Genomic DNA, 24,798 nt, shown 5'->3' with positions numbered 1-24,798 from the left:
CAGACACTATAGAAGTAGCCGGCATGACGCTTCTGTTTTGCACCTGCCGCCCCTGTTGCCGCAGTCGGTTCCTGACAGCAAAGCGAAGCTTTTGTCAGCCCCTGCGGCTACAATCATGCCCCGTTTTCGAGTCGATGCCCCCATGAGCGAGCCTGTCCGTCTGTCCAAACGCCTGGCCGAGCTGCTGCCCTGCTCGCGCCGTGAGTCCGAACTCTACATTGAGGGCGGCTGGGTCACGGTCGATGGCCAGGTGGTGGAAGAACCGCAATTCAAGGTCGCCGACCAGCGCATCGAGCTGCTGCCCGGCGCCACGCCAGAAGAAGTGCCGATGGTCACCCTGTTGCTGCACAAGCCAGCCGGCTACGGCATCGGCGATGGGCCGAACTCGGTGCAGCAGTTGCTCACCTCGGCCAACCATTGGAGCGAAGACCCGTCGGGCATTCGCCCGGTGAAAAAACACCTGCTGCGCCAGAAGATGATCGGCAGCCTGGAAACCGATACCAGCGGCCTGCTGGTGTTCACCCAGAACTGGGGCGTGACCCGTCACCTGGAAAATGCCCGCAAGCCGCTGGAAGAAGAGTACGTCGCCGAAGTCTCCGGCCACCTGGGCGAAGGCGGTCTGGAACGCCTCAAGCGCGGCATGGAGCTACGCGGCCAGCAACTACCGCCGTGCAAGGTCAGTTGGCAGAACGAAACCCATCTGCGCTTCGCCCTCAAGGCGCCCCAGCCCGGCCAGATCCGCCAGATGTGCGCGGCCGTCGGCCTCAAATTGATCAGCTTGCGGCGCATCCGACTTGGCGCGGTGAACATGGCCAAACTGCCGCTCGGCCAGTGGCGCTACCTGATGCCCAACGAGCGTTTTTGAGTTCTAACTGCTGCGGCTATTCCATAAGCGCAACAATTCCTCGGGCGCGTCCTGTTCCGGCACGCTGAAGCTCAGCGGCTCGGGCTCATCGTCAGTGAAACTCAGCTCGATCAGAAAATAGCGCTGGTCGCCCCGCCCGGCCTGCTCCGTCGCAACCGCCTGCGGCGCGGCGTCCTTGACCACCTGACAGATGGCCTCACGCTCGTCCGGCGGGCAGTCTGCCAAATCGATGGTGCATCTTTGGCGGCGCCCCGGCAGGTAAGCCACCCCGCCCTCGCGGGACAGGTATAGGCTGCTGACACGCCGCAAAGAGGGTAATTCGATCATCATTCGACTCCGACGGTCGCCCAGGCGGCCGTTACCGCTTGCTGTTCTTCACTGTGCACACCGAAAAGTTCGCCGGCTATTGTCGCGCTCAATCCGGCGAACGCGATGAAATCGGCCTGAGCATCCAGCCGCTCGTCGCACAAGGTTTCATACCAGATCCGTCCGGCGCGCTCCCAGGCATAACCGCCCAGCTGCGTGGCGGCCAGATAAAAAGCCCGATTGGGAATTCCCGAGTTGATGTGCACGCCGCCATTGTCATAACGCGTCGCCACAAAACCGTCCATATGCCCCGGCTGCGGGTCCTTACCGAGCAAAGGATCGTCGTAGGCACTGCCCGGCTGCTCCATCGAGCGCAAACCTCGGGCCTGAACCGCCGGGCCGAACAGCCCGGCACCGATCAGCCAGTCGGCCTCCTCCGCACGCTGGCCGAGATAATGCTGCTTGACCAACGTACCGAACACATCGCACAGCGACTCGTTCAACGCGCCGGCCTGCCCCTGGTAGATCAGTGCGGCTTCCTGGTCGATTACCGCATGGGTCAGTTCGTGGGCAACGATGTCCATGGCGATGGTAAAGCGCTGGAATACTTCACCGTCGCCATCGCCGAAGACCATCTGTTCACCGTTCCAGAACGCGTTTTCATACCCCTGGCCATAATGCACAGTGCCAACCAGGGGCATGCCGGCATTGTCCGTGGAATGCCGCCGGTACACCTCCCAGAACAGCGCATAGGTGGCGCCCAGATGGTTGTACGCCTCATCCACCGCGGGATCGCCGGTTTCCACCTGGCCTTCCTCGCGGACCAGCCGGCCCGGCAGCGAATTGCCCTGATCGGCGCTGTAGATGCGCCTCAGCACCTGCCCGGGTGGGCTGCTGGGCGATTGGGCAGAGATGCTTGACGTTACCCCTGTGCCGATTCGCTGGACCAGTAGTTGCCGGTTCAGCGCCAGGGTATCGCTGGCAAAGGCACGTAGACGGGCATGCCCGTGGCGGATCAGATGATCCAGCAAATAGGGCGGCAGTACCTGATGCGGTCGATGACAAATAATATCCATGCACGGGCATCCTGAACCACAATGAGCAACAGTTCGCAAAACTGCGTAGGCGAACCACCGATTACCGGTAATTCAGCTAAGACCATGTGACGCTGGAAAGCACTTCGGCTCCTGCAATCCGGAGCCAGTGGCACACCTGAACCAAGAGATGCATACCCATGATGAAGTGGATGTTTCTGGTTGCCCTCCTGGGACTGGCCGGCTGCGCAACGCAGTCGTGCGAGACCCCGGTGGCACTGGACAAGCAAACGCAGCGGCTGTTGTTCAACAACGACATGCTGCAAGCCAAGCTGCTGATTACCTCCGGCGATCTCGAGCACTTGCCGCTGGCCGACGCGCTGCTGGAGCGCAACATTGCCCAGGACACCCGCGGCGAGATCGCCTTCTACCAGGCGATTTCACGGATTCGCCAAGCGGCGCCGGTGAATCAGATACTCGACGCATTGCAGCGCTCGGCCGGCCGGCAACACCCCCATGCCGTGGCGCTGCTCTACAAGATGTACAACGAACCCTTCCTCCTCGCCCGCGCCGATCGCGCCAAGGCCGCCGAATACCGCGCGGCCTATGCCGACCTGGACGTGGCGAAAAGTGGCTATCCCTCGTTTTCCCGCGCACTGATGGTGGTTGACCGACTGGTCAACCCACCGCCGGAGTTCGCCAGGCGCCGGTGACGGCACGTTGCGTTGGTTTTTGATGTAACGGCACGGCTCCATACCGAAAAACGTGCCTGGACACCGTAGGGGCGAATTCATTCGCCGAGCGCAGTATCTTGCGGCCAGCCCGCCGCTGCGACAAACGTCGAAGCCCTCACTCACTCAGCTCGTCCAACCGTCGTATTGCCGGGGCGGCGTCCGTGGATGCCGTTGAGCGCAGCGATATCGATGCAAACTCCATATTCGCAACACAACCTACGCATTTTGCGAGATCTCCAACATTTCAATATCCAGTTCGTCCCTGCCCTGTGGATGTCGGCAGCCTCGGTGTCAGGCGAATGAATCGTCCCTACAGGTGCCTCGCTCGGGCATCGCCTTAGATACCCGCATTCCGAATCAACACCCCGCGCAACCGCTCTTGTTCGGCGGGATCGTCCACGCCCCAGAACTCGGGCTGCCCAGCGCTCATCGCGGCCACGGGTACGCCATCGCGATAAAGCACGCGGTTGCCGGCCAGCGCCGGCACCTTGGCGCCGGGCAACAGTGTGCCAGCCAAATTCAGCGGGTCGCTGCCGCTGACGCGGATCAGCGCACCGTCCAACGGGCGTTTGCGCACGTCGCGCAATAAGCCAACCGCCTCGGGCAAGGCGAATTGCTCACCCGGCAGGCCGGCGACGAAGCGCCCGCCGCGAACCTCGCCACGCGCTTCCAGGCTGTGATACACCCGCAGCAGTTCGCGCCACGGCGGCAGCCAGTCAGCTTCACGCTCCAGCAGTCGCCAGAACACCACCCCGTAGCGGCGCAGCAATACCCGCGCAATATGTTCCACCCTGTCCGGGTCTGGGCGCGAGGCGTCTGCTTCGCCGTTCGGCCGGCGCAACAGCGCCCAGCGCCCGGCATCGGCCATGCCACCCAGATAGGCGCCACCCCGGCGGCGGCGACCGTGGTGTGACTGGCGCTTGCCCGCCGGCACCAGCAAGGCGCGTAGTCCGGCGAAACTGTCCGCGTTGATCAGGCCCTGGGCGACCAGCTCGCCCAGGGCATCTTCCAGTTCGCTGCGCAGCAGATGAGCCTCGTCCAACAGCTCATCGAAGAACAGCGCGCCGTGTCGCTGCAACGCCTCGACCACCCGCAGCGCACGGGGCGACGGTTGCGCCTCGGCGCCGGCGGCCTGCGTCATCCACAGCGGTAACTGACGGCGCGGCAGCAACACGATCGGTGTGCTGCGCACCGGGCCGGCGCTGGCCTTCTGGCGCCCGGCCAGGCGCGTCCACACGATGCGTCCGGAGCGGCATAGCGCATCCAGCCAACTGCCGCTGTAATCCTTGAGCCGCGCCGGGAGGATGTCGCCTTCCCAGGCCGAGGCCGCCGCTTGGTAGCCCTCCAGTTGATCGAGCAGCGCCGCCAGCGCCTCGGCGCCTTCGCCACGCCGCCCCGGCGCCAGGCGCTGCCAGTCGAACAGAAAGCGCATGAAATCGCTGCGCTCCACCGGCTCGATCTCCCGGCGCAGGCGCTTGACCGTGTAACGGTGTATGCGCGCCAGCAGGTGGCGCTCGCACCATTCCTCTTCGCGCGCCTGCGGCGTAAAGCGCCCACGCAAGACGTAGCCTTCGCGCTCCAGGCTGGCCAAGGCCACGGCCACTGCGCTGGCCGGCTGGGCCAGCGCACGGGCGATGCGCGGCAACGGCAGCGGGCCGAAGCCGGACAGCCGCGCGCGCACGATATCGACCAGCACCTCCTCCTCAAGGCCGGCGTTGGCGAACTCGGCGGGAACCATCAGCGCCGGCGAACTTTTCACCCGTGGATACAGCACCTGAAACTGCGCCAGCCGCTCCAGCGGCACCCAGAGGCCTTCGCCCTCGGCCACTTCCAGGCGGGTGGCGCGCCCCGCTGATGCCAACGCGGCGAGCAACGCCGGCCACTGCGGGCTCGACAGCACTTCGGCATCGGTCAAACAGGCCAGCCCCATCAAGGCTTCGTGCAGCTCATCGGCGTTGCGCGCCTGGGGCCAGGCTTCCTCGGCCACAGCGACGATGGCCTCGGGATCGAGGGCGCCCAAGTCATCGGCCGACTCGGGATCGCTCCAGCGCCGCGACAACACCGCCTGGGTGCGGCGCTCTTCCAGGGGTGCGTCGTCGAGAAAGGCGTATGGCTTGGCATTGAGGATTTCCGCCGCCAGCGCCGAGGGGGCTGGCAGATCACGCGCCACCAACCGCACCTCGCCGGCTTCCATGCGCCGCAACAGCGCCAGCCAGCCTTCGCAGTCCATCGCCTCGTGCAAACAATCATCGAGGGTTTGCGCCACCAGCGGGTGATCGGGAATCTCGCGCTCGCCGACGAGGTTCTCCACGCAGGCCACCTGATCGGGAAACACCGTGGCCAGCATGTCCTCGCTGCGCATGCGCTGGATCTGCGGCGCGATCTTGCGGCCACCGCTCATGCGCGGCAGCGCCAGGGCCACACCCGCCACCCAGCGCCAGCGCACGCCGAACAGCGGCGCATCCAGCAATGCCTGGATCAGCACCTGCTCGGCGCTGTTGGAATGCAGGTAGCGCCACACTTCGTCGAGGGCAAAACTGTGGCTGGTGGACAACGAGAGAACAATCGCGTCTTCGGTGGCCGCCGCCTGCAATTCGAAATTGAAGGTGCGGCAAAAGCGCTTGCGCAGGGCCAGCCCCCAGGCGCGGTTAATGCGACTGCCGAACGGCGCATGAATGATCAGCTGGGTCCCGCCGGACTCATCGAAGAAACGCTCCATTACCAGCGTGTTCTGGGTCGGCAGCACGCCCAGCGACGCCCGGGCGCGAGCCAGGTAGTCAACGATCTGTTCGGCGGCGGCCAGGGACAGGCCCAGCTCGTCGGTGAGCCAGGCAATGGCCGCATCCAACCGCCTCGTAGGGTGGACAACGGTTTCCTTGTCCACCACCGCTACCCCATCAACATCATTGGCGGACAACGCTTCGCGGTTGTTCGCCCTACCTGGCTGTACGCCGGTTGATGGCGCGTCTGCCGGGATAACCCCGGCCCCACAGGAAGGTGCGGCAGCGCCGGCTTCCAGCCGCCGATCCACCTCCTCGCGCAAGCGCCCTACCGCGCGCGATAACTCATCACTGCGCCCCGGCGCCTCGCCGAGCCAGAAGGGCATGTTCGGCGGCTGGCCTTGGGCGTCTTCTACGCGCACCCGGCCGGGTTCGACACGCAGGATGCGGTAGGCGGTGTTGCCCAGCTGGAACACGTCGCCCGCCAGACTCTCCACAGCGAAGTCTTCGTTCACCGTGCCGATGTTCAGCCCTTGGGGTTCGAGCAACACCTGATAATCCGCCGTTTCCGGAATGGTGCCGCCGCTGGTCAAGGCGGTCAGCTGCGCCCCCCGCCGACCGCGCAGGCTACGGGTCACCGCATCGCGGTGCAGGTAAGCGCGGTGTGCGCCGTGGCGACTGGTGTAGCCTTCGGCCAGCATGCGCAACACCGCCTGGTACTGCTCGGCGGACAACTCGGCATAGGGCTCGGCGCGGCGAATCAGCGCCAGCAGGTCGTCCTCGGCCCACTCACGGCAGGCCACCTCCGCGACGATCTGCTGGGCCAACACATCCAGCGGTGCGCGGGGAATCTGCAACCGATCCAGCTCACCTCGGCGCACGCAGTCCAGCAGGGCGGCGCATTCGATCAGCTCGTCGCGGGAGGTGGGGAAAATCCGCCCCTTCGACACCCCGCCGACCTGGTGCCCGGCGCGGCCGATGCGCTGCAAGAACGCCGCGATCGAACGCGGCGAGCCGAGCTGGCAGACCAGCTCCACCTCGCCAATATCGATCCCCAGCTCCAGCGAGGCGGTGGCCACCAGCACGCGCAGTTCTCCCGCCTTGAGGCGTTGTTCGGCCGCCAGGCGATGCTCCTTGGCCATGCTGCCGTGGTGCGCGGCCACCACCGCGCTGCCCAGCCGCTCGGACAGATGCCGCGCCGCGCGCTCGGCCAGCCGCCGCGTATTGACGAACACCAGCGTGGTGCGCTGTTCGCCGATCAATTCGGCGAGGCGGGTGTAGACCAGCTCCCAGGCATCGTTGCTCATCACCGCTTCCAGCGGCACCGGCGGCACCTCCAGGGCCAAATCGAGACGGCGCCGGTGGCCGATATCCACCACGGCGCAGTCCTGCCCGCCGGTGAGAAAGCGCGCCACCGCCGACAAGGGCTTCTGGGTCGCCGACAGCCCGACGCGCACCAACGGCTGCGGGCACAGCGCCTGCAAGCGCTCCAGGCTCAGGGCCAGGTGGCTGCCGCGCTTGTTGCCGGCCACCGCGTGAATCTCATCGACAATCAGGCTGCGCGTGCTGGCCAGCATCTCCCGTCCGGACGCCGAGCCGAGCAGCACATACAGCGACTCCGGCGTGGTCACCAGAATGTGCGGGGCGCGCTTGCGCATCGCCGTGCGCTCGCCCTGGGAGGTGTCGCCGGTGCGCACCGCCGTGCGGATCTCCACGGGCGGCAATCCCAGCCGCTGCACCTCTTCGGCGATCCCGGCCAGCGGCACTTCAAGGTTGAGGTGAATGTCGTTGGACAGCGCCTTGAGCGGCGAGACATACACCACCTGCGTGGCATCCGGCAGTTCGCCGCCATGGGCCAAGCCCTGGCGCAGCAGGTCATCCAAGGCGGCGAGAAACGCCGTCAGCGTCTTGCCCGACCCGGTCGGCGCTGCCACCAGGGTCGAGCGCCCGGCGTGAATCGTCGGCCAGGCCGCTACCTGCGCCGGCGTCGGCGCCGCAAAGGCACGCCGAAACCAACCCTGCACAGCCGGATGAAAGGCCGCCAGCGGATCGACAAGGTCGGGCATTTCCGAAGGACGGTTCATGTCGGCACTATGAAACGGGCCGGGTTGGGACTCAAGGGCTGGTGGTCGGAGCGGACAGTCCCCTAGCCGATCGGAATGAACTTATGCGCCAACGACACGCTCCGTTTGTAAGGCACACAATCAGAGCGAATCTGCTGGGCCAGCGCATCCGCCCGAGCATCAGCCCAGGGTCGCCGCGAACAGGAGAGCCCACCGTGACCGTAACCACCTACCGTTACCGAAGCACGCCCAATCCTCTGCACGCGACCTTGCTGGCCGGAACCGTTCCGCTGTTTCTCGGGGCCCTGCTGAATGACATCGCGTACTTTCGCAGCTATCAGATTCAGTGGAGCAATTTCGCCTCCTGGCTGATTGCCGGCGGGCTGGTCTTCTGCGGCCTGGCGCTGCTGTTCGCCTTGGTCAACCTGATCCGCGCCACGCCCAGGAAAGGGCGCCCCTTAGCTTATTTTCTGCTCCTGCTGGCCACCTGGGTGCTGGGCTTCATCAATGCCCTTGAGCATGCCAAGGACGCCTGGGCAGTTATGCCCGCCGGCCTGGTGCTCTCCATAATCGTCACCCTTCTGGCCTGCGTGGCCACGTGGATCGGCCTCACCAACCTGCGCTCAGGAGGTGTCGAGTGAACTACGCCCTTCCTCTCACCAGCCTGACCCTGGCGTTGCTGCTGAGCGCCTGCGGCAGCGACGAACAGGACAGCGCCCAGCTGTACGGGCCTGATCCTACGCTCCCCGACCCGCAACGGGGCTTGCTGCCAAGCATGAAGATCGCCGAGCCTACGCCGTGGGCCGACGAGACGCCGACGGTGCCGGAGAATTTCACCGTCACGGCGATTGCGACCGACCTGAAAATCCCGCGCCAGACCCTGGTCCTGCCCAACGGCGACATCCTCGTGGCGGAAGGCCGGGGTGGCAGCGCCGCGAAGCTCAAGCCCAAGGATGTGATCGCCGGCTATATCAAGGCCAAGGGCAACACCACGGTCGACAGCGGCAATCGCCTGACCTTGCTGCGCGATGCCGATGGCGACGGCGTCTATGAGGTCCAGACGGTGTTCGCCGACAATCTCAATGCTCCGTACGGCCTGGCCTATTTTGCGGGCACGCTGTACGTGGCCAATCAGGATGCGCTGGTACGCTTCGACTATCAGGACGGCCAGACCGAAGCCAGCGGCCCGCCCACCACGATCACCGAGCTCCCCTCGGCGATCAACCACCATTGGACCAAGGCGCTCACCGTCAGCCCCGATGGACGCTTTCTGTATGTCGGCATCGGCTCCAACAGCAACATCACCGAGCGCGGCATGGAAGCCGAGGTCGACCGCGCCGTGATCTGGCAGATCAGCGCCGAGACTGGTGCCCATAAACCCTTTGCCACCGGCGTACGCAACCCCACCGCGCTGGCAATCCAGCCCGGTTCCGGTCAATTGTGGGCCGTCGTGAACGAGCGGGACGAGCTGGGCGCAGACCTGGTGCCGGATTACCTGACCTCGGTTCAGGAAGGTGGCTTCTACGGCTGGCCCTACAGCTACTGGGGCAAGCACCCCGACCCACGCGTGCAACCGCAAGACCCCGCCAAGGTCGCCGCCGCCATCACACCGGACTACGCCCTGGGGGCCCACGTCGCCGCCCTCGGCCTGGACTTCTCCAGCGCGGCCATGGGCGAGCCGTTTGCCGATGGCGTGTTTGTCGGTCAGCACGGCAGTTGGAACCGCCCAAACCCGGTGGGCTACAAAGTGTCCTTCGTACCGTTCAGCAACGGACGCCCCTCGGGACCGCCCGTTGACTTCGTGACAGGCTTTCGCACCGCCGAGGGCAAGACACGCGGACGACCAGTGGGCGTGACCGTCGACCCGCGCGGCGCGCTGATCGTCGCCGACGATCTGGCCAATACCGTGTGGAGGGTGACTCGCACGCAGTGACGGATGTGGCAGGAACTCGCAGATAAGCCGACGATCGTGACGGTCGGCGACGGCGACTGATGCGCACGTTGTTACCTTGAGCATCTGTAGTGGCAGGGGTTCGAACGTCTGCGCATCTACGTCGGCATGGCCCGTCATTCCCGGAGTTTACTTCCGCAATTCCTTCGTTACACGGATGAGGCTTATCGCCCCGCCTGGGCTACGGGTGTGGTTTAGCGCTGCCAAAACGGCGTGGACGTTGTCCTACTAGCGCTGCTATGAGCTTGGAGGTTGCCGACATGTCTGAACACACGCACTACAGGAAAGCCGCCAGCGCAGGGATTCTGCTGGGTATTGGCATGGGCGGTTTTGTAGACGGGATCGTTCTGCATCAGATATTCCAGTGGCACAACATGGTTTCCAACTGGATTCCACCCACAACCATGGAAGCCATGAGCACAAATATGCTGTGGGATGGCCTCTTTCATGCATTTGTCTGGGTCGTAACGCTGGTCGGCATCATGATGCTGTGGAGCGCCGCTTATCGGCGTGAGCCAATCCCCACGCTTAAATCCATGATTGGCCGGCTTATCTTGGGTTGGGGGTTGTTCAACTTGATCGAAGGCATCATCAACCATCAGATTTTGGCTGTTCATTATGTAAGGCAGGTACCCAACTACACGGTTTATAACTGGACGTTTCTGGCCATCGGCGGTGTGCTTTTCATTCTGCTGGGTTGGATGCTGATGAAAGCGGGGCAGCGAGTTACGGCAGAGCGCAGCCTGCCAGATGCACACAAAGGCTAATACCGATTCGGGCGTACCTCTTGCAGACTCGAGCACAGCGAGCTAGCAGGAGAAGAAACCAAGCCAGCCGGGCGTCGAATAGCTGGCGACTATTAACCTTCTGTAGGTCTCTGCCGCAGCAGGCGTTCGGGAGCAACAATGATAAAAAATTCCTGGCGTGGCCCTATACGGGGCTTGATAGTAATTGTGCTAATCATCGGTTGCGCTTTCTACTTATGGGATTGGGCAATTGTTGAAAATATGGCAAAGGCCGCGCCGGCATCACTGATTACGCTCCTTCCTGCCTGGGTGCTGATGCTTACAGCACCCTTTATTCTTTTTATTATTACGCTTATTTATTTTATTTTTTCCACGCGCGCGATCGATATCCGCGAGCCAGACTTCGTTGCCTATACGGAGGACATCCTTATAGATATCCATTGGTCATGGCGCTGGTTACCACCGACCCTGCACGGCAATCTCTATACCCTCGTTAACCTTACGCCGTACTGCCCTTCCTGCTCAGTGTTGCTCGCCATAAACAACCACAACAATCCCTTGGTTATCTGCGCTAATGAACGCTGCAACTGGCAGTGGGACGGGCAACTTCAACAGGATTTGCGTATTTGCACTGCCGCTGATCTTGATGCAAAAGTACGCACTGAAATCGGTCGGAAAACCCACACCCGATAGCAACATGAACGCTGCGCCTGTCAGGCTTGAACAACACGTCGAAAGAGAAAAGCAATGCATACGCTCGAAAACAAGATACCTCCGCCCCTTGTCGCCTCCCTCATTGGCGCCGCAATGTGGTTACTGTCCTTCTATGTTCCGAGCATCGCGGTTGCCGAATGGGTGCGCATTGCCTTGGCGTTGACCATTACGGCGCTGGGTGCTTTTTTCTGCCTGTCGGGTGCCGTCTCCTTCCGCCGTGCCAAAACTACCGTGAACCCCTTGAAGCCTGAAACCGCTTCAGCCTTGGTGAGCTCGGGCATTTATCAATACTCACGAAATCCCATGTACGTCGGCTTCGCTCTGTTTCTGGTCGCCTTGGCGGCTTATCTGGCGTCGCCTGTAGCCTTGCTCGGGCCTCTTGGCTTCGTGCTGTACATGAACCGATTCCAGATTGCACCTGAGGAGCGCGCCCTGAAGGCGCTGTTTGGCGCTGAGTTCCAGGCCTACCAGGCACGGGTGCGCCGCTGGTTGTGAGTTAACCGACCTTGCGGAGGCTTCCAGTGATGCCCAATCTCTTGTTGCGCGTATCCGGCCGATGCGTTTGCCGCTGAGCAGTGCGCTTATTCTCGGCATTACGCCTTTCTTTGTGCCCAAAAGCGATCAAACCTGCATGACTTAGCAGCATTCAATCCAGGCTTTCCGCCACACGGAATCGTACGGACCGGGTCTACTCCTACACTGTCTAGATCATTTTTTAGCGGGGGTGACCCATGCCCCATGTGGTTTTCGCCCCGGCGCTGCAGCGCCACCTCGCCCTGCCGGAGCGCGAGGTACTGGGCGATACGGTAGCCAGCGCACTGCATAGCCTGATGCAGGAGCAGCCGCGTCTGCGCAGTTACCTGCTCGATGATCAAGGTCAGTTGCGTCGGCATGTGCAGATTTTTGTCGATGGCCTGGCCGTGCGCGACCGCCAGCGGCTCAGCGATCCCCTCGGTGATTCCAGCGAGGTGTTCGTGGTACAGGCCTTGACCGGTGGCTGAGCATCGGGAGGCTGACATGCATGAACGCCTGCTGATCGCCACGCGCAAGGGCTTGCTGATCTTCGAGCCCATCGCCGGGCAGTGGCGACAAACCGAAACGCATTTCATGGGCGAGCCAGTCAGCATGGTCTTGGCCGACCCTCGTGACCAGACACTCTACGCCGCGCTCAACCTTGGGCATTTCGGCGTCAAGCTGTGGCGCCGCCCGGGCTGCGGCGGCCCCTGGCAGGCCTGTGCGGTGCCCGTCTATCCGCCCCAACCCGAAGCGATGTCCACAGCGGCTGGCACCGATCTGCCGCCAGCGGCGCCCTGGAGCTTGGAGCAAATATGGGCGTTGGAAGCCGGCGGTGCCGATGAACCCGGCGTGCTCTGGGCGGGCACCCTTCCTGGCGGGCTGTTCCATTCCTCCGATCACGGCAATAGCTGGACACTGAATCGCCCACTCTGGGAGCGTCCGGAACGGGCCGAATGGGCAGGTGGCGGCTACGACTGGCCGGGCATCCATTCGATCTGTGTCGATCCTCAGGACAGCCAGCACGTCAGCGTGGCGGTGTCCTGCGGCGGGGTCTGGCAGAGCCGCGATGGCGGCGCCAGTTGGGCCTGCACGGGTGAAGGCCTGCGCGCCGATTACATGCCGCCCGAGCGGCGCTACGATCCCAATATCCAAGACCCGCATCGCATGGTCTGCTGTCCGGCCAACCCCCACCACTTGTGGATTCAGCACCACAACGGGATTTTTCGCTCCACCGATGCCGGGCAGTCCTGGCAGGCGGTGGAGGCCCGGCCGTCGAGTTTCGGCTTCGCCGTGGCCGTACATCCGCTGCGACCGGGCACCGCCTGGTTCGTACCAGCGGCCAAGGACGAGTGCCGCGTGCCGGTCAATGGGCATTTCGTGGTCACGCGTACGCAGGATGGTGGTCAAAGCTTCAGTGTGTTCGACCACGGGCTGCCCGCGCCGCCAGCCTATGACCTGGTCTACCGCCATGGCCTGGCGGTGGATGACAGCGGCGAGCGCCTGGCCATGGGCTCGACCACCGGCGGCCTGTGGCTGTCGGAAAACGGCGGCGAAGGCTGGCAATGCCTGAGCGCCCACCTGCCGCCGATCTACTGCGTGCGCTTCGGCTGAAGTGCCGCCAGGGACAACGCTTGCCGGCGCTGCAAGCGGGTAAGGAGCCATTTTTACCGGACCCCGAGGTGCTCCCATGTCCTCGCTTACACCGCACCTGCCGCGCCTGGATGGCCACCTGTTTCTCACCGACGGCGGACTGGAGACGTCACTGATCTTCCATCACGGCCTCGACCTGCCCTGCTTCGCCGCGTTTCCGCTGGTACTGAGCGAGGCCGGTCGCCTGCAGCTCGACCATTATTTCCAACCGTTCCTGCGCACGGCGGCCCGGCATCGACTGGGCTTTGTACTCGACACGCCCACCTGGCGCGCCAATGCCGACTGGGGCGCGCGACTGGGCTTTTCTGCCCATGCGATGAATGAAGTTAATCGCGAGGCGGTGATCTGGGCACAGGCGCTGTGTGCCGAACATGCCGCTCCCGAGGCGAATATCCTCATCAATGGCGTGCTCGGCCCGCGCGGCGATGGCTACAAAGTCGAGGCACGCATGAGCGCTCAGCAAGCCCAGGACTACCATCGTGCGCAAATCACGAGCCTGACGCAGGCCGGCGCGGAATTGATCAGTGCCTACACGGCAAGCTGGCTTCGGGCGAAAGCCTGGGCGAGGCGATTCAGCGTACCGATCAGGCCAGCGCCATACCGCCTCTGTATTTCATGATCAATTGCGCCCACCCGACACACTTTGAAAACGTTCTCGACACCGAGGCCGACTGGCTGAGGCGCATCGGCGGCTTGCGCGCCAATGCCTCGGCCAAGAGCCATGCCGAACTGGATGCCTCGGAAGCCCTGGATGACGGCGACCCGCTCGACTTGGGGCGGCGCTATCAGGCCTTGCGCAAGCGCTTGCCCCAGCTTTCGGTGCTTGGCGGCTGTTGCGGCACTGATCATCGGCATGTCGCGGCGATCTGCGAAGCCTGTCTGGCACCGTGAAAAAAGTTGTAACGCGCGTGCACCTGAGCGACCGTTCCAGGGCGTTTTTTGGGCAAGCGGGCAACCCTCAGCCATTCCATCGGTCAATCCAAACACCGGATGCCAAGGGAGAGCCCGCATGACCACCACCCTACTGACCCTCGATAACGCCATGCAGTTGGCTTCAAACGCCTTTCAGCCCTACGGCTGCGTTACCGGTGCCAACGCCGAGGACGACAGCTTCAGCCTGAGCATCATGAGCCTCAGCGGCAACGAGGTGCTGAGCGTGCCGCACATTCCGCGCACTCAATACGCCGACCCCGTGCGCCTGGCCGGCGTGCTCGAGCAGATGCGCCTGGACCTGATTCACAAGGGCTGCAACCTCGAGCCCTGGTCGATGCCCTACATCACCGACCCCAGCGTCATTCCGGAAAGTCCGCCGAATTATTGAGCGCAGCCGCAGCAGTCGACGCGAGAGCCCACCATCGGACAACCGGGAAAGCTTCGCCTTGCCTGTTCGGGAAAGGCTTAATATGCTCCTGCCGCACAAGGACTCAACACCGCAAAAGGACAGGCACATGAACACCCGACTGGCTTCCGTCTTTCTCACCGCAGCCATGACGGCAGCGGCACCCGTCGTGGCCGATGACATCAAGGACGCGCTGCAGGAAGCGCTGCAGGCTTATGAGCAAGGCGACATGGCGCTGGCCAAGGAAAACCTCGGCTACGCCACGCAACTGCTCAACCAGCGGGGCGCCGATCACCTCGCCCAGGTATTGCCGCCGCCGCTGTCCGGTTGGGAAGGCGATGAAGCGGAAACCTCCGCCGGCACAACGGCATTCTTTGGCGGCGGCGTGCAGGCATCGCGCACCTATCGCAAGAATGACCAGCAGGTTCAGGTGGAGATCATTGGCGACTCGCCCCTGATGTCGCAAATGATGATGGTCATGGCCAACCCCGCCCTGGCGGGCTCCATGGGCAAGATGATCAAGGTCGGCAAGCAACGCGGCATTCTCGACAGCAACGGCAAGATCCTGGTCATCATCAACAACCGTTTCATGGTCTCCGTGGATGGTGATGCCGAGGCCACCGACAAGCTGGCCTATGCCGAAGCCATTGATTTCAACGCTTTGCAGGCACTCTAACAGGCGGTTAGAGCGATTACATGGCTCCCACGTAGAGCGTGGGAGCCTTGCCACTGTAGGGTGGATCGCGCTTCATCGATCCACCGGGTGGCGCTCCATCGAGCGGGGCCCTGGTGGATGTAAAAACGACATCCATTTTACTGGGAAACCTCGCTACCCTTCTCCACCGGCCGCTCCTTCTCACTTTGCTGCAGCGTCCACATCTGCGTGTACAGCCCCTGACGGGCCAGCAACTCGCCATGGCTGCCGCGTTCGACGATGCGTCCGGCGTCCATCACCAGGATCTGGTCGGCGTTCATCACCGTGGACAGGCGGTGGGCGATGACCAGGGTGGTGCGTCCGACCTGGATACGCTCCAGTTCAGCCTGGATGGCGCGTTCGGACTTGGAGTCCAGCGCCGAGGTGGCTTCGTCGAAGATCAGGATGCTCGGGTTCTTCAGGATTGCCCGCGCGATGGCCACGCGCTGTTTCTCGCCGCCGGAAAGCTTCAGGCCGCGCTCGCCCACCGGCGTTTCGTAGCCGTCGGGCAGGCTGACGATGAAGTCATGAATATGCGCCGCGCGGGCGGCAGCCTCGACCTCTTCGCGGCTGGCCTCGGGGCGACCGTAGCGGATGTTGTAATAAATGCTGTCGTTGAACAGCACGGTGTCCTGCGGAACGATGCCGATGGAGCCGCGCAGCGAGGCCTGGGTCAGTTGGCGCAGGTCAACGCCGTCGATGCGGATGGCGCCTTCGCCCACGTCATAAAAGCGGTACAGCAGGCGCGCCAGGGTTGATTTCCCCGAGCCGGAGTGACCGACCACCGCCACGGTACCGCCAGCGGGAATTTCGAAATCCACACCATGCAGAATCTCGCGGCGCGGGTCGTAGCCAAAGCGCACGTTGTCGAAGCGCACGTTGGGGCGACGGGTTTCCAGCACCTGGGCATTCGGCGCGTCCTGCACGTCCTGGCGCTCGTCCAGCAGGCCGAACAGGCGCTCCATATTGGTCAGCGCCTGTTTTACTTCGCGGTACATCATGCCGAGCAGGAACAGCGGTGCAGAGAGCTGCAGCAAGTAGGCGTTGACCAGCACCAGGTCACCGACCGTCAGCTTGCCGGCCACCACGCCGGCGGCGGCCAGCCACATCATTGCGGTGACGCCGATGGCCACTACCACGGCCTGACCAAGATTGAGCACCGCCAGGCTGGTGGTTGCCTTGACCTTGGCGTTTTCCAGATGACGCAGGTTTTCGTCGTAGCGCGCCGCTTCGTGGCCTTCGTTGTTGAAGTATTTGACGGTCTCGTAGTTGAGCAGCGAGTCCACCGCGCGCTCGTTGGCGCGTGTGTCGGCTTCTACCGAGGCGCGGTAGTAGCGGGTGCGCCATTCGGTGACACCAAAGGTCCACAGCGCGTAGGCGGTCAAGGTCGCCAGGGTGATTGCGGCGAAGCGCCAGTCATAGGCCCAGACCAGCACGGCGGTAACCAGGGCCACTTCCAGCAGGATCGGAATGATCGAGTACAGCGTCCAGTCCAGCAGGTCGGCGATGGCACTGCCGCCGCGCTCCACGTCGCGGGCCACGCCGCCAGTGCGCCGGCCGAGGTGGAATTTCAAGCTCAGGCCATGCAGATGACGGAACACTTGCAAGGTGACCTGCCGCGAGGCGCGCGCCATGACGCGGGCGAACACCACTTGGCGCAATTCGGTAAACAGCGTGACACCGATGCGCGAGGCGCCATACGCCAGCAGCAAAGCAACGGGCAACAGCAGCAGGCTGGGCTCGACGTTGAGTTCATCGACGATGTACTTGAGGACGAAGGGCACCACCAGGTTGAGCAGCTTGGCGGCGAACACCAGTCCCAAGGCCAGCAGGATGCGGCCCAGGTAGGGGCGCAGATAGGGCAGCAGGTCGCGGATCACGGCGAAGTCGCCGCGCGCCTGCTCGGCGCGTTTGACCGGCTCGGCGCCGGTCTGCTCGGGGGTGGTGCTGGACGTCATTACGGCAGGATCCTGTCGGTACAGAAAAGCGGGTGCCTATGCTGGGCCGGGCGCGCGTGGGATGCAACGGCTGACAGTGTCTGCATACGCGACATCGGGGGCGGGCTCCCCGGATGCAACGCATCTTTCCGTACGCCGTGCTGCTGGCGCGGCCCCTCTACGAGTTTCGTGGCGCCATGTGGAATGTTTACGGGCGGCAATCGCTGAACTTTCCGTTGTCGCGGCGTGTCGCTCTTAAGAACCGTCCCCACCGACCGAACCACTGGAGGTTGTATGCCCGCCGAGGCGCGCCGTGATGACGATGCCGGACACACCGCCGCGCTGGCGCAATTGCGTGAGCGCTTTCGCCAGGTGCGCCCAGCCAGCGCAGCGATTTGTGCGCCGCTGGCCATCGAGGACCATGTGTTGCAAAGCATGCCGGACGTCAGCCCGCCGAAATGGCACCTGGCCCATGTCACCTGGTTTTTCGAAACCTTCCTGCTATTGCCCTACCTGCCCGGTTATCGCTGCGTCGATGCGCGCTACGACCACCTGTTCAATTCCTATTACGTCACCCACAGCCAGCCCTTTCCCCGTGCGGAACGCGGCTCGCTGTCGCGGCCCACGGTGGCCGAGGTGCTCAACTATCGCCAGCAGGTCAACCTGGCCATGGAGCAGTTGCTCGACCACCCCCCGCAGGACCATTTACCACAAATCCTGCAGCGCCTAGAGCTCGGCCTGCAGCACGAACAGCAGCATCAGGAATTGCTGCTCATGGACATCCAATACAATTTTTCCCTCAATCCGCTGCAGCCGGCCTACCGTCAGGACCTGGCCACTGCGCAAACAACGCAACCGCCCGCCCCGTTGCGCTGGCTGGAGCATCCCGGCGGCTTGCTGGAGTTCGGTCACAGCGACGAGGCCTTTGCCTTCGACTGCGAGCGCCCGCGCCATCGAGTATTCCTCGAACCCTTCCGCCTGGCCAACCGTCCGGTGAGTAACGCCGACTACCTGTCGTTCATTCTCGATGGCGGCTACAACCGCGCCGAACTCTGGCTCGCCGATGGCTGGGCGTACGCGCGCCAAGCCGGCTGGCAGGCCCCGCTGTACTGGCGGCATGACGATGACCGTGGCTGGCTGCAGTTCACCCTGGGAGGGCTGCAACCTCTGGAGGCCGGTGCTCCAGTCTGTCACCTGAGCTTCTACGAGGCCGATGCCTATGCGCGCTGGTCCGAAGCCCGCCTGCCGACCGAGGCGGAATGGGAAGTGGCCGCGCAGGGCTTGCCAATCACCGGAAACTTTCTCGAACAGGACAGGTTGCGCCCGATGGCGAGCCCGTTAAAGGCCGGGCCCTCGCAGATGTTCGGCGATGTCTGGGAGTGGACCGCCAGCGCCTTTCGCCCCTACCCCGGCTTTCGCCCGCTGGACGGCAGCCTGGGCGAGTACAACGGCAAATTCATGTGCGGACAGATGGTGCTTCGCGGGGGCTGTTGCGTTACGCCCCGCAGCCACATGCGCGCCAGCTATCGCAATTTCTTCTATCCGCACATGCGCTGGGCCTTCAGCGGTATGCGTCTGGCCCGGGATGCCCAGGAATGAGTGTTGCCATTCATTATCACGAGCACTATCCGGTCAACCAGCGGGACGGCATGCGCGACGAGGTTCTCGCCGGCTTCGCCGCAACACCGAAACACACCTCGCCTAAGTATTTCTACGACGCGCGCGGCTCAGCGCTGTTCGAGATCATCTGTCAGCAGCCAGAGTATTATCCGACCCGCACCGAGGAAGCGATTCTGGCCCGCGCCGCCGGCGAGATCGCCGAGCTTGCCGGCCCCGACGCGCCGTTGCTGGAACTGGGCAGCGGTGCCAGCCGCAAGGTGCGGCTGCTGCTCGACGCCATGCAGCCCTGCCGTTACCTGGGCATCGACATTTCACGCGATTTTCTGATCGACAGCACACGCCGCCTGGCCGCCGATTACCCCTGGCTTGAAGTGCATGCCGCCTGCGCCGACTTCTCTACGCCGCTTCAACTGCCGGACGATTTCGCCAAGGCGCGGCCCTTGGCATTCTTTCCAGGCTCAAGCATTGGCAATTTCGATCCGCCCCAGGCCCTGGCATTTCTGCGTAATCTGCATGGACTATTGCCAGTCGGCAGTGGACTGCTGATCGGGGTCGACCTGATCAAGGACGTCCGTGTGCTGGAAGCAGCTTACAACGACGAGGCCGGAGTCACCGCCGCATTTAATTTGAATCTGCTGGAGCGCATTCGCACCGAGCTGGACAGCGACGTCAACCCGCGAGCCTTTGTTCATCACGCCTTTTACAACGCGGCCGCCAAACGGATCGAAATGCACTTGGTCAGCAAACGTGCCCAGACGGTGCAGATTGCCGATCGGTGCTTTCATTTCCAGGCCGGCGAGAGCCTGCACACTGAAAACTCCTACAAGTACAGCGTTGCGGGCTTCCGCCAACTGGCCGCACGGGCCGGCTTTGGCGCCTTGGCGCTGTGGACTGATCCTAATGCGCTGTTCAGCGTGCATTACCTGTGCAGTGAACCTTAGCGCGCTCATCACTTCATCCGCAGCGAGGGCCACACGCCATGAAACTGCTTCTCCCGCTCATTGCCCTGTTCGCCTTCACGCCTGCCCAGGCAGAGAATGCTGAATGCACACCGGAAGACGTCACGGCCAAAGCCGAACAATTGGCGGAAAAGGTTAATCAACTGGCAGAGCACGATCCGGAAAAGGCCAGGCAGCTTCACGAAGAACTGGAAACCATGAGACTCAAGCGCACCCCTGAAGGCCAGGAAAACACGCCGCAAGGCCTGGAGGATGAATGCGCCATGTACGAACAGCGCATGCGGGAGATCGAACAGGCGGAAAAGCAGGTGGAGTGAAGGTGACGGGATAGATCCACAGAGTCGTAGGGTGGATGTCGTTTTTTACATCCACCATGGCTCCGCTCGGTGGGCCGCCCCTGGTGGATCGATTAAGCGCGATCCACCCTACGTGATAGGCAAGGGAGCCAGCCACCAGACCGAGTTTATTCTTCAGCCGGCTTGCGACGCTTGAGCGGTGCCATGCCGTCGGTGCTGACCAGCCCGGAAGGAGCGTTGGGCTTGCGCTTGGCAGCGGGCCTGGCAGACTTTTTGACGGTTTTTTTGTCGCCTTTCTGATCGGTCTTTTTCTTCTTCACACCGGCGGCCTTGCCGGACGCTTTGAGATTCTTCGGGCCCTGGTAGCTACCCTTCAGTTCACTGATCACGCGTCGATCGAAACGCTGCTTTAGGTAGCGCTCGATACTGGACATCAGGTTCCAGTCGTTATGGCAGATCAGCGAAATCGCCAATCCTTCGCCGCCAGCACGGCCGGTGCGTCCAATGCGATGCACGTACTCGTCGCCCGAGCGCGGCATGTCGAAGTTGATCACCATGTCCAGGCCTTCCACATCCAGCCCACGTGCGGCCACGTCGGTGGCTACCAGCACCTTGACTCCGCCCTGCTTCATGCGGTCGATGGCCAGCTTGCGGTCCTTCTGATCCTTCTCGCCGTGCAGGATGAACACCTTGACGTCATCGGCCACCAGATGCCCGTACAGGCGGTCGGCCTGGGCACGGGTGTTGGTGAAAATGATCGCCTTCTGGTACGTCTCGTTGGCCAGCAGCCACTGCACCAAACGCTCCTTGTGGGTCGCATCGTCGGCGGTGATGATCTGCTGGACGGTTTTCTCGTTCAGTTGACTGATGCGGTTGAGCATCAGGTGCAGCGGATTGCGCAGCACCTTGGCCACTACATCGCGCAGGCCGTTGCCGCCGCTGGTGGCGGAGAACAGCAGGGTTTGCTGGCGAGCCGCGCATTCACCGGTCAGGCGCTCGATGTCTTCGGCAAAACCCATGTCGAGCATGCGGTCGGCCTCATCGAGCACCAGCACTTCGACTTCATTGAGTTTCAGGTTGCCGGCGTTGAGCTGCTCGATCAGTCGCCCCGGAGTGCCGATGAGGATATCCGGCACCTTGCGCAGCATGGCCGCCTGGACCTTGAAGTCCTCACCGCCGGTGACCAGGCCAGACTTGATGAAGGTGTACTGGGAAAAACGTTCCACTTCCTTGAGGGTCTGCTGAGCCAGCTCGCGGGTCGGCAGCAGGATCAGCGCACGGATACGCACGCGCGGCTGGGCATCGCCGATCAACCGATTGAGCAGTGGCAGGACGAACGCGGCAGTCTTGCCGCTGCCGGTCTGCGCAATGACGCGCAGGTCACGTCCTTCCAACGCCGGTGGAATGGCCTCGCGCTGCACGGGAGTCGGCTCGGTAAACTTCAGCTCGGCTACGGCCTTCAGCAGGCGTTCATGCAGGGCGAATTGGTCAAACACGTCGGAGCTACCTCAAGAAAAAGCGTTATGGCGGCATAGCCTAAAGGGAAACCCTCCACGGCGCTGCACTTGTTTTTCAAGCAAGGATCAAAAGTTATTCATGTCCCACCAGGGGAGGAGGGTAATCGTCAGCAGATCGAGAATAGTCCAGCGCTAGCCCCCGAGACCCCGGCAACAATTAACGCCTGGCCAACCCGTGCCAGGCGGCATTTCTCGCCGACTGAGCCCGGATATTGAGGAGCAACAACTCCCTAGTATCAAGGCTACGAGTGGCATCAGGCTGGCGAGGACGTCCTCCTTATCAGGGAGGACGTCCTGGTCTATGAGGTGCGCTGGACTGAGCGGATAAATCAGTCGTTACGCTGCGGCGAAAGCAACTCGATTTTGTAGCCGTCCGGGTCTTCAACAAAGGCCAGGATGCTGGAGCCGTGCATCATCGGACCCGGTTCTCGGGTGATCTTGCCACCCCGGGCGCGGATGTCGTCGCACGCTTTGTAGACGTCTTCCACTTCCAGCGCAATATGGCCGTAACCGGTGCCCAGTTCGTAATGCTCGACGCCCCAGTTATGGGTCAGCTCGATCACGCTGTTCTCGGCTTCGTTGCCATAGCCGACGAAGGCGAGGGTGAATTTGCCGTCCGGGTAATCCTTGCGGCGCAGCAGCGTCATCCCCAGCACTTCGGTGTAGAAGGCGATGGATTTATCCATATCGCCGACACGCAGCATGGTATGTAGCAGTCTCATTACATTCTCCTTATCCGATCCGGTTTCCATCGGCTCAAAATGCAAACCCCGGCACATGGCCGGGGTCTTCAGGCACTGTACAAGCTTATCAGAGCGGCGAACGGCCCTTGCCGGCGGCGATGCGCAGACGCAGGGCGTTAAGCTTGATGAAGCCGGCGGCATCGGCCTGGTCGTAGGCGCCCGCATCGTCCTCAAAGGTGGCGATGGTGGCGTCGAACAGGGAATCGTCAGACTTGCGACCGGCGATGATGATGTTGCCCTTGTACAGCTTCAGGCGCACCACGCCGTTCACCGTGGCCTGGGACGCGTCAATCATCTGCTGCAGCATCAGACGCTCCGGGCTCCACCAGTAGCCGTTGTAGATCAGGCTGGCGTATTTGGGCATCAGCTCATCTTTCAGGTGGGCGACTTCGCGGTCCAGGGTGATGGACTCGATGGCGCGGTGGGCCTTGAGCATGATGGTGCCGCCGGGAGTTTCGTAGCAGCCGCGGGACTTCATGCCGACGTAGCGGTTTTCCACGATATCCAGGCGACCGATGCCATTTTCGCCGCCAATGCGGTTCAGCTCGGCCAGGACGGTGGCCGGGCTCAGCTCCTTGCCGTCAATGGCGACGATGTCACCGTTGCGGTAGGTCAGCTCGATGTAGGTGGGAGTGTCCGGTGCGGCTTCCGGAGACTTGGTCCAGCGCCACATGTCTTCTTCGTGCTCGGTCCAGGTGTCTTCCAGCACGCCGCCTTCGTAGGAGATGTGCAGCAGGTTGGCATCCATGGAGTACGGCGATTTCTTCTTGCCGTGGCGCTCGATCGGGATCTCATGCTTGGCGGCGTAGTCCATCAGCTTCTCGCGAGACAGCAGGTCCCACTCGCGCCAGGGTGCGATGACCTTGACACCCGGCTTCAGCGCGTAGGCACCCAGCTCGAAACGCACCTGGTCGTTGCCCTTGCCGGTCGCGCCGTGGGAAATGGCGTCGGCGCCGGTTTCGTTGGCGATCTCGATCAGGCGCTTGGCGATCAGCGGACGGGCAATGGAGGTGCCCAGCAGGTATTCGCCTTCGTAGACGGTGTTGGCGCGAAACATCGGGAACACGAAATCACGCACGAACTCTTCGCGCAGGTCGTCGATGTAGATTTCCTTGACACCCATGGCCTGGGCCTTGGCACGGGCCGGCTCGACCTCTTCGCCCTGACCGAGGTCGGCGGTGAAGGTCACCACTTCACAGTTGTAGGTATCTTGCAGCCACTTGAGAATCACCGAGGTGTCCAGGCCACCGGAATAGGCCAGAACTACCTTGTTAACGTCCGCCATGCCATCGCTCCACGGGGTAGTACGAAAACCTGAGATTCTACTGGTCCCGGCGCGCAAATTACAGCGCCGCATGCCCCGGCGGTGCGGATTGCGCCCCGATTCAGGCCGGGTTGGCGGTGCCCTGGCCTTTGGCGACCTGCTCTTGTTTCACAGTGGAGGGCTCGATGCGATCGAGGTAGAGCGTCACGCGGCGATTTTTAGCCTTGTTGGCTTCGCTGCTGTTGGGCACCAATGGGTAACGCTCGCCGTGAAAACGCACCGTGATGTGCTCTTCAGGAATGCCGTTGGCTTTCAGGTAATTGGCCACGGCCAAGGCCCGGCGGCGCGACAGGTCGCGATTGGTCAGCCGGTTGCCGGTATTGTCCGAATGCCCTTCGAGCTGGATCTGATTGATGCTCGGATCGGCCTTGAGCAACAGCAGAACGCGATCAAGTTCCACGCGAGTCGCCTCATCCAAGTCGATACCGCTGTAGGCGAAGCCCAGCTGCAGGCGCTTGACCTGATCGAAGTTCACCGGCAGCAGCTGCGTCGCGCAATGCTGGTAATCGGCATAGGCTTTGCCGAAGCTCACCGGCAGCAGGCGCACCTCCAGTGCTTCGTTGGTCTGCCAGGTGCGATGGCGCACCAGCGGCGAGCGCCCCTCCAGCAAACCGGTGAGCAGACGCGCCGCCTGCAGCTGGCTGCTGCGCAGCGATACTTCACCCTCGCCCACCGACACCTTGCCTAGATCGATGTCCTTGCGCTCCGGTTGCCAGGGCGCCGCAGCCGCCAGCAAGGTCGCGGACCCCGGACGCATCCAGCGTTGATGACTGACCAGTCGGAAGGTGGCCTGCTCGCCAGCACGGCGCACGAACTGCCCGGCACCGAATTTGTTGATCGGCTGCGTCAGTCGGCATTCGAACTGATCGCCTTCGACCTGCCATTGCGCATGCTCCAGGCGAGGCTGGAACGACAAGGCAGCGGCCGGCAGGCTGACGAACAGGCTGACGAACAGGCTGGGCAGGATGAAGTAGCGCTGGCGCACGGAGGGCTCCACGGAATAAGCGGCGTTCCTGTGAAGTATCGGAGCCGGTGGAAAAAACTTGAGGGGCAAATGGGTGTAGAGCGGC

Annotated in this window: 22 protein-coding genes and 1 pseudogene; 15 read left to right on the top strand and 8 right to left on the bottom strand. The window is 62.9% G+C overall.

Annotated features, from left to right (window positions below):
• The first annotated feature begins 142 nt into the window (after positions 1-142).
• Complete coding sequence (locus H9642_RS03900; protein WP_251835081.1) at positions 143-865, top strand: rRNA pseudouridine synthase; 723 nt, start codon at positions 143-145, stop codon at positions 863-865.
• Positions 866-868: 3 nt separating this feature from the next.
• Here H9642_RS03900 and H9642_RS03895 read toward each other — a convergent pair whose 3' ends face one another.
• Positions 869-1,192, bottom strand: a complete 324-nt coding sequence (locus H9642_RS03895) for a protealysin inhibitor emfourin (RefSeq protein WP_251835080.1) — start codon at positions 1,190-1,192, stop codon at positions 869-871.
• Positions 1,192-2,247, bottom strand: coding sequence for a M4 family metallopeptidase (locus tag H9642_RS03890; RefSeq protein WP_251835079.1), 1,056 nt, complete (start codon positions 2,245-2,247; stop codon positions 1,192-1,194). Before H9642_RS03890 ends, H9642_RS03895 begins: the two co-directional genes overlap by 1 nt.
• Before the next feature lie 158 nt (positions 2,248-2,405).
• Here H9642_RS03890 and H9642_RS03885 point away from each other — a divergent pair, with 158 nt between their 5' ends.
• Positions 2,406-2,918 carry a hypothetical protein gene (locus H9642_RS03885; protein WP_251835078.1) on the top strand — a complete coding sequence of 171 codons (513 nt, stop codon included), beginning with the start codon at positions 2,406-2,408 and terminating at the stop codon, positions 2,916-2,918.
• Between the two features lie 358 nt (positions 2,919-3,276).
• Here H9642_RS03885 and H9642_RS03880 read toward each other — a convergent pair whose 3' ends face one another.
• Complete coding sequence (locus tag H9642_RS03880) at positions 3,277-7,743, bottom strand: DEAD/DEAH box helicase (protein WP_251835077.1); 4,467 nt, start codon at positions 7,741-7,743, stop codon at positions 3,277-3,279.
• A gap of 194 nt (positions 7,744-7,937) precedes the next feature.
• Between H9642_RS03880 and H9642_RS03875 the strand changes: the two genes are divergently transcribed.
• From H9642_RS03875 to H9642_RS03830, 10 genes and pseudogenes are all read left to right on the top strand, one after another.
• A complete protein-coding gene (locus H9642_RS03875; RefSeq protein WP_251835076.1) occupies positions 7,938-8,363 on the top strand; it encodes a DUF2231 domain-containing protein in 426 nt (141 codons plus the stop codon).
• Positions 8,360-9,655: a PQQ-dependent sugar dehydrogenase gene (locus H9642_RS03870; protein WP_251835075.1), complete on the top strand. Its 1,296-nt coding sequence runs from the start codon at positions 8,360-8,362 to the stop codon at positions 9,653-9,655. Before H9642_RS03875 ends, H9642_RS03870 begins: the two co-directional genes overlap by 4 nt.
• 278 nt (positions 9,656-9,933) lie before the next feature.
• On the top strand, positions 9,934-10,440 hold the full coding sequence (locus H9642_RS03865; RefSeq protein ID WP_251835074.1) for a DUF2243 domain-containing protein: 507 nt from the start codon (positions 9,934-9,936) through the stop codon (positions 10,438-10,440).
• A 138-nt stretch (positions 10,441-10,578) separates the two neighbouring features.
• Positions 10,579-11,112 (top strand): hypothetical protein, encoded by a 534-nt coding sequence (locus H9642_RS03860; RefSeq protein ID WP_251835073.1) that lies wholly within the window; start codon positions 10,579-10,581, stop codon positions 11,110-11,112.
• A gap of 54 nt (positions 11,113-11,166) precedes the next feature.
• On the top strand, positions 11,167-11,628 hold the full coding sequence (locus H9642_RS03855; RefSeq protein WP_251835072.1) for a methyltransferase family protein: 462 nt from the start codon (positions 11,167-11,169) through the stop codon (positions 11,626-11,628).
• Between the two features lie 236 nt (positions 11,629-11,864).
• Positions 11,865-12,134, top strand: a complete 270-nt coding sequence (locus H9642_RS03850) for a MoaD/ThiS family protein (RefSeq protein ID WP_251835071.1) — start codon at positions 11,865-11,867, stop codon at positions 12,132-12,134.
• Positions 12,135-12,150: 16 nt separating this feature from the next.
• Entirely contained in the window at positions 12,151-13,260 is a 1,110-nt protein-coding gene (locus H9642_RS03845) for a WD40/YVTN/BNR-like repeat-containing protein (RefSeq protein WP_251835070.1), read from the top strand.
• Between the two features lie 76 nt (positions 13,261-13,336).
• Positions 13,337-14,190: pseudogene (locus H9642_RS03840) on the top strand (homocysteine S-methyltransferase family protein).
• A gap of 118 nt (positions 14,191-14,308) precedes the next feature.
• Complete coding sequence (locus H9642_RS03835) at positions 14,309-14,620, top strand: DUF1652 domain-containing protein (protein ID WP_251835069.1); 312 nt, start codon at positions 14,309-14,311, stop codon at positions 14,618-14,620.
• Positions 14,621-14,747: 127 nt separating this feature from the next.
• Positions 14,748-15,314: a hypothetical protein gene (locus H9642_RS03830; RefSeq protein ID WP_251835068.1), complete on the top strand. Its 567-nt coding sequence runs from the start codon at positions 14,748-14,750 to the stop codon at positions 15,312-15,314.
• A gap of 137 nt (positions 15,315-15,451) precedes the next feature.
• Here the strand turns inward: H9642_RS03830 and H9642_RS03825 are convergent, their stop codons facing one another.
• Complete coding sequence (locus H9642_RS03825) at positions 15,452-17,290, bottom strand: ABCB family ABC transporter ATP-binding protein/permease (protein ID WP_251835067.1); 1,839 nt, start codon at positions 17,288-17,290, stop codon at positions 15,452-15,454.
• Positions 17,291-17,563: 273 nt separating this feature from the next.
• Between H9642_RS03825 and egtB the strand changes: the two genes are divergently transcribed.
• Genes egtB through H9642_RS03810 form a run of 3 tightly spaced genes read left to right on the top strand, consistent with a single transcriptional unit; the run spans position 17,564 to position 20,165 of the window.
• Complete coding sequence (egtB, locus tag H9642_RS03820) at positions 17,564-18,868, top strand: ergothioneine biosynthesis protein EgtB (RefSeq protein ID WP_251835066.1); 1,305 nt, start codon at positions 17,564-17,566, stop codon at positions 18,866-18,868.
• Positions 18,865-19,830: an L-histidine N(alpha)-methyltransferase gene (gene egtD / locus H9642_RS03815; protein ID WP_251835065.1), complete on the top strand. Its 966-nt coding sequence runs from the start codon at positions 18,865-18,867 to the stop codon at positions 19,828-19,830. Before egtB ends, egtD begins: the two co-directional genes overlap by 4 nt.
• A 38-nt stretch (positions 19,831-19,868) precedes the next feature.
• Complete coding sequence (locus tag H9642_RS03810; protein WP_251835064.1) at positions 19,869-20,165, top strand: hypothetical protein; 297 nt, start codon at positions 19,869-19,871, stop codon at positions 20,163-20,165.
• A gap of 146 nt (positions 20,166-20,311) precedes the next feature.
• On the opposite strand, the gene H9642_RS03805 is transcribed toward H9642_RS03810, so the two are convergent.
• The 4 genes from H9642_RS03805 to H9642_RS03790 form a co-directional block, all read right to left on the bottom strand.
• Positions 20,312-21,640, bottom strand: a complete 1,329-nt coding sequence (locus tag H9642_RS03805; RefSeq protein ID WP_251835063.1) for a DEAD/DEAH box helicase — start codon at positions 21,638-21,640, stop codon at positions 20,312-20,314.
• Between the two features lie 350 nt (positions 21,641-21,990).
• The gene (gene gloA / locus H9642_RS03800) at positions 21,991-22,383 is read right to left on the bottom strand and encodes a lactoylglutathione lyase (protein WP_251835062.1); all 393 of its coding nucleotides are present in this window, start codon (positions 22,381-22,383) and stop codon (positions 21,991-21,993) included.
• A gap of 88 nt (positions 22,384-22,471) precedes the next feature.
• On the bottom strand, positions 22,472-23,689 hold the full coding sequence (locus H9642_RS03795) for an argininosuccinate synthase (RefSeq protein ID WP_251835061.1): 1,218 nt from the start codon (positions 23,687-23,689) through the stop codon (positions 22,472-22,474).
• Between the two features lie 100 nt (positions 23,690-23,789).
• Positions 23,790-24,713: a flagellar protein MotY gene (locus H9642_RS03790; RefSeq protein ID WP_251835060.1), complete on the bottom strand. Its 924-nt coding sequence runs from the start codon at positions 24,711-24,713 to the stop codon at positions 23,790-23,792.
• Positions 24,714-24,798: the final 85 nt, after the last annotated feature.

Origin of the sequence: Serpens gallinarum, assembly GCF_014836765.1 — a bacterium.
GTDB lineage: Bacteria > Pseudomonadota > Gammaproteobacteria > Pseudomonadales > Pseudomonadaceae > Serpens > Serpens gallinarum.
The sequence above is the reverse complement of the archived record's forward strand: the minus strand, read 5'-3'. Positions and strand labels throughout refer to the sequence as shown.

Bases quoted from the DNA above. Each gene is read 5' to 3' on its own strand.
- H9642_RS03890 (WP_251835079.1), bottom strand. From the start codon at position 2,247: ATGGATATTATTTGTCATCGACCGCATCAGGTACTGCCGCCCTATTTG.
- gloA (WP_251835062.1), bottom strand. From the start codon at position 22,383: ATGAGACTGCTACATACCATGCTGCGTGTCGGCGATATGGATAAATCC.
- H9642_RS03900 (WP_251835081.1), top strand. From the start codon at position 143: ATGAGCGAGCCTGTCCGTCTGTCCAAACGCCTGGCCGAGCTGCTGCCC.
- H9642_RS03855 (WP_251835072.1), top strand. From the start codon at position 11,167: ATGCATACGCTCGAAAACAAGATACCTCCGCCCCTTGTCGCCTCCCTC.
- H9642_RS03850 (WP_251835071.1), top strand. From the start codon at position 11,865: ATGCCCCATGTGGTTTTCGCCCCGGCGCTGCAGCGCCACCTCGCCCTG.
- egtB (WP_251835066.1), top strand. From the start codon at position 17,564: ATGCCCGCCGAGGCGCGCCGTGATGACGATGCCGGACACACCGCCGCG.
- H9642_RS03795 (WP_251835061.1), bottom strand. From the start codon at position 23,689: ATGGCGGACGTTAACAAGGTAGTTCTGGCCTATTCCGGTGGCCTGGAC.
- H9642_RS03810 (WP_251835064.1), top strand. From the start codon at position 19,869: ATGAAACTGCTTCTCCCGCTCATTGCCCTGTTCGCCTTCACGCCTGCC.
- H9642_RS03835 (WP_251835069.1), top strand. From the start codon at position 14,309: ATGACCACCACCCTACTGACCCTCGATAACGCCATGCAGTTGGCTTCA.
- H9642_RS03895 (WP_251835080.1), bottom strand. From the start codon at position 1,192: ATGATCGAATTACCCTCTTTGCGGCGTGTCAGCAGCCTATACCTGTCC.
- H9642_RS03880 (WP_251835077.1), bottom strand. From the start codon at position 7,743: ATGAACCGTCCTTCGGAAATGCCCGACCTTGTCGATCCGCTGGCGGCC.
- H9642_RS03825 (WP_251835067.1), bottom strand. From the start codon at position 17,290: ATGACGTCCAGCACCACCCCCGAGCAGACCGGCGCCGAGCCGGTCAAA.
- H9642_RS03865 (WP_251835074.1), top strand. From the start codon at position 9,934: ATGTCTGAACACACGCACTACAGGAAAGCCGCCAGCGCAGGGATTCTG.
- H9642_RS03860 (WP_251835073.1), top strand. From the start codon at position 10,579: ATGATAAAAAATTCCTGGCGTGGCCCTATACGGGGCTTGATAGTAATT.
- egtD (WP_251835065.1), top strand. From the start codon at position 18,865: ATGAGTGTTGCCATTCATTATCACGAGCACTATCCGGTCAACCAGCGG.
- H9642_RS03830 (WP_251835068.1), top strand. From the start codon at position 14,748: ATGAACACCCGACTGGCTTCCGTCTTTCTCACCGCAGCCATGACGGCA.
- H9642_RS03885 (WP_251835078.1), top strand. From the start codon at position 2,406: ATGATGAAGTGGATGTTTCTGGTTGCCCTCCTGGGACTGGCCGGCTGC.
- H9642_RS03845 (WP_251835070.1), top strand. From the start codon at position 12,151: ATGCATGAACGCCTGCTGATCGCCACGCGCAAGGGCTTGCTGATCTTC.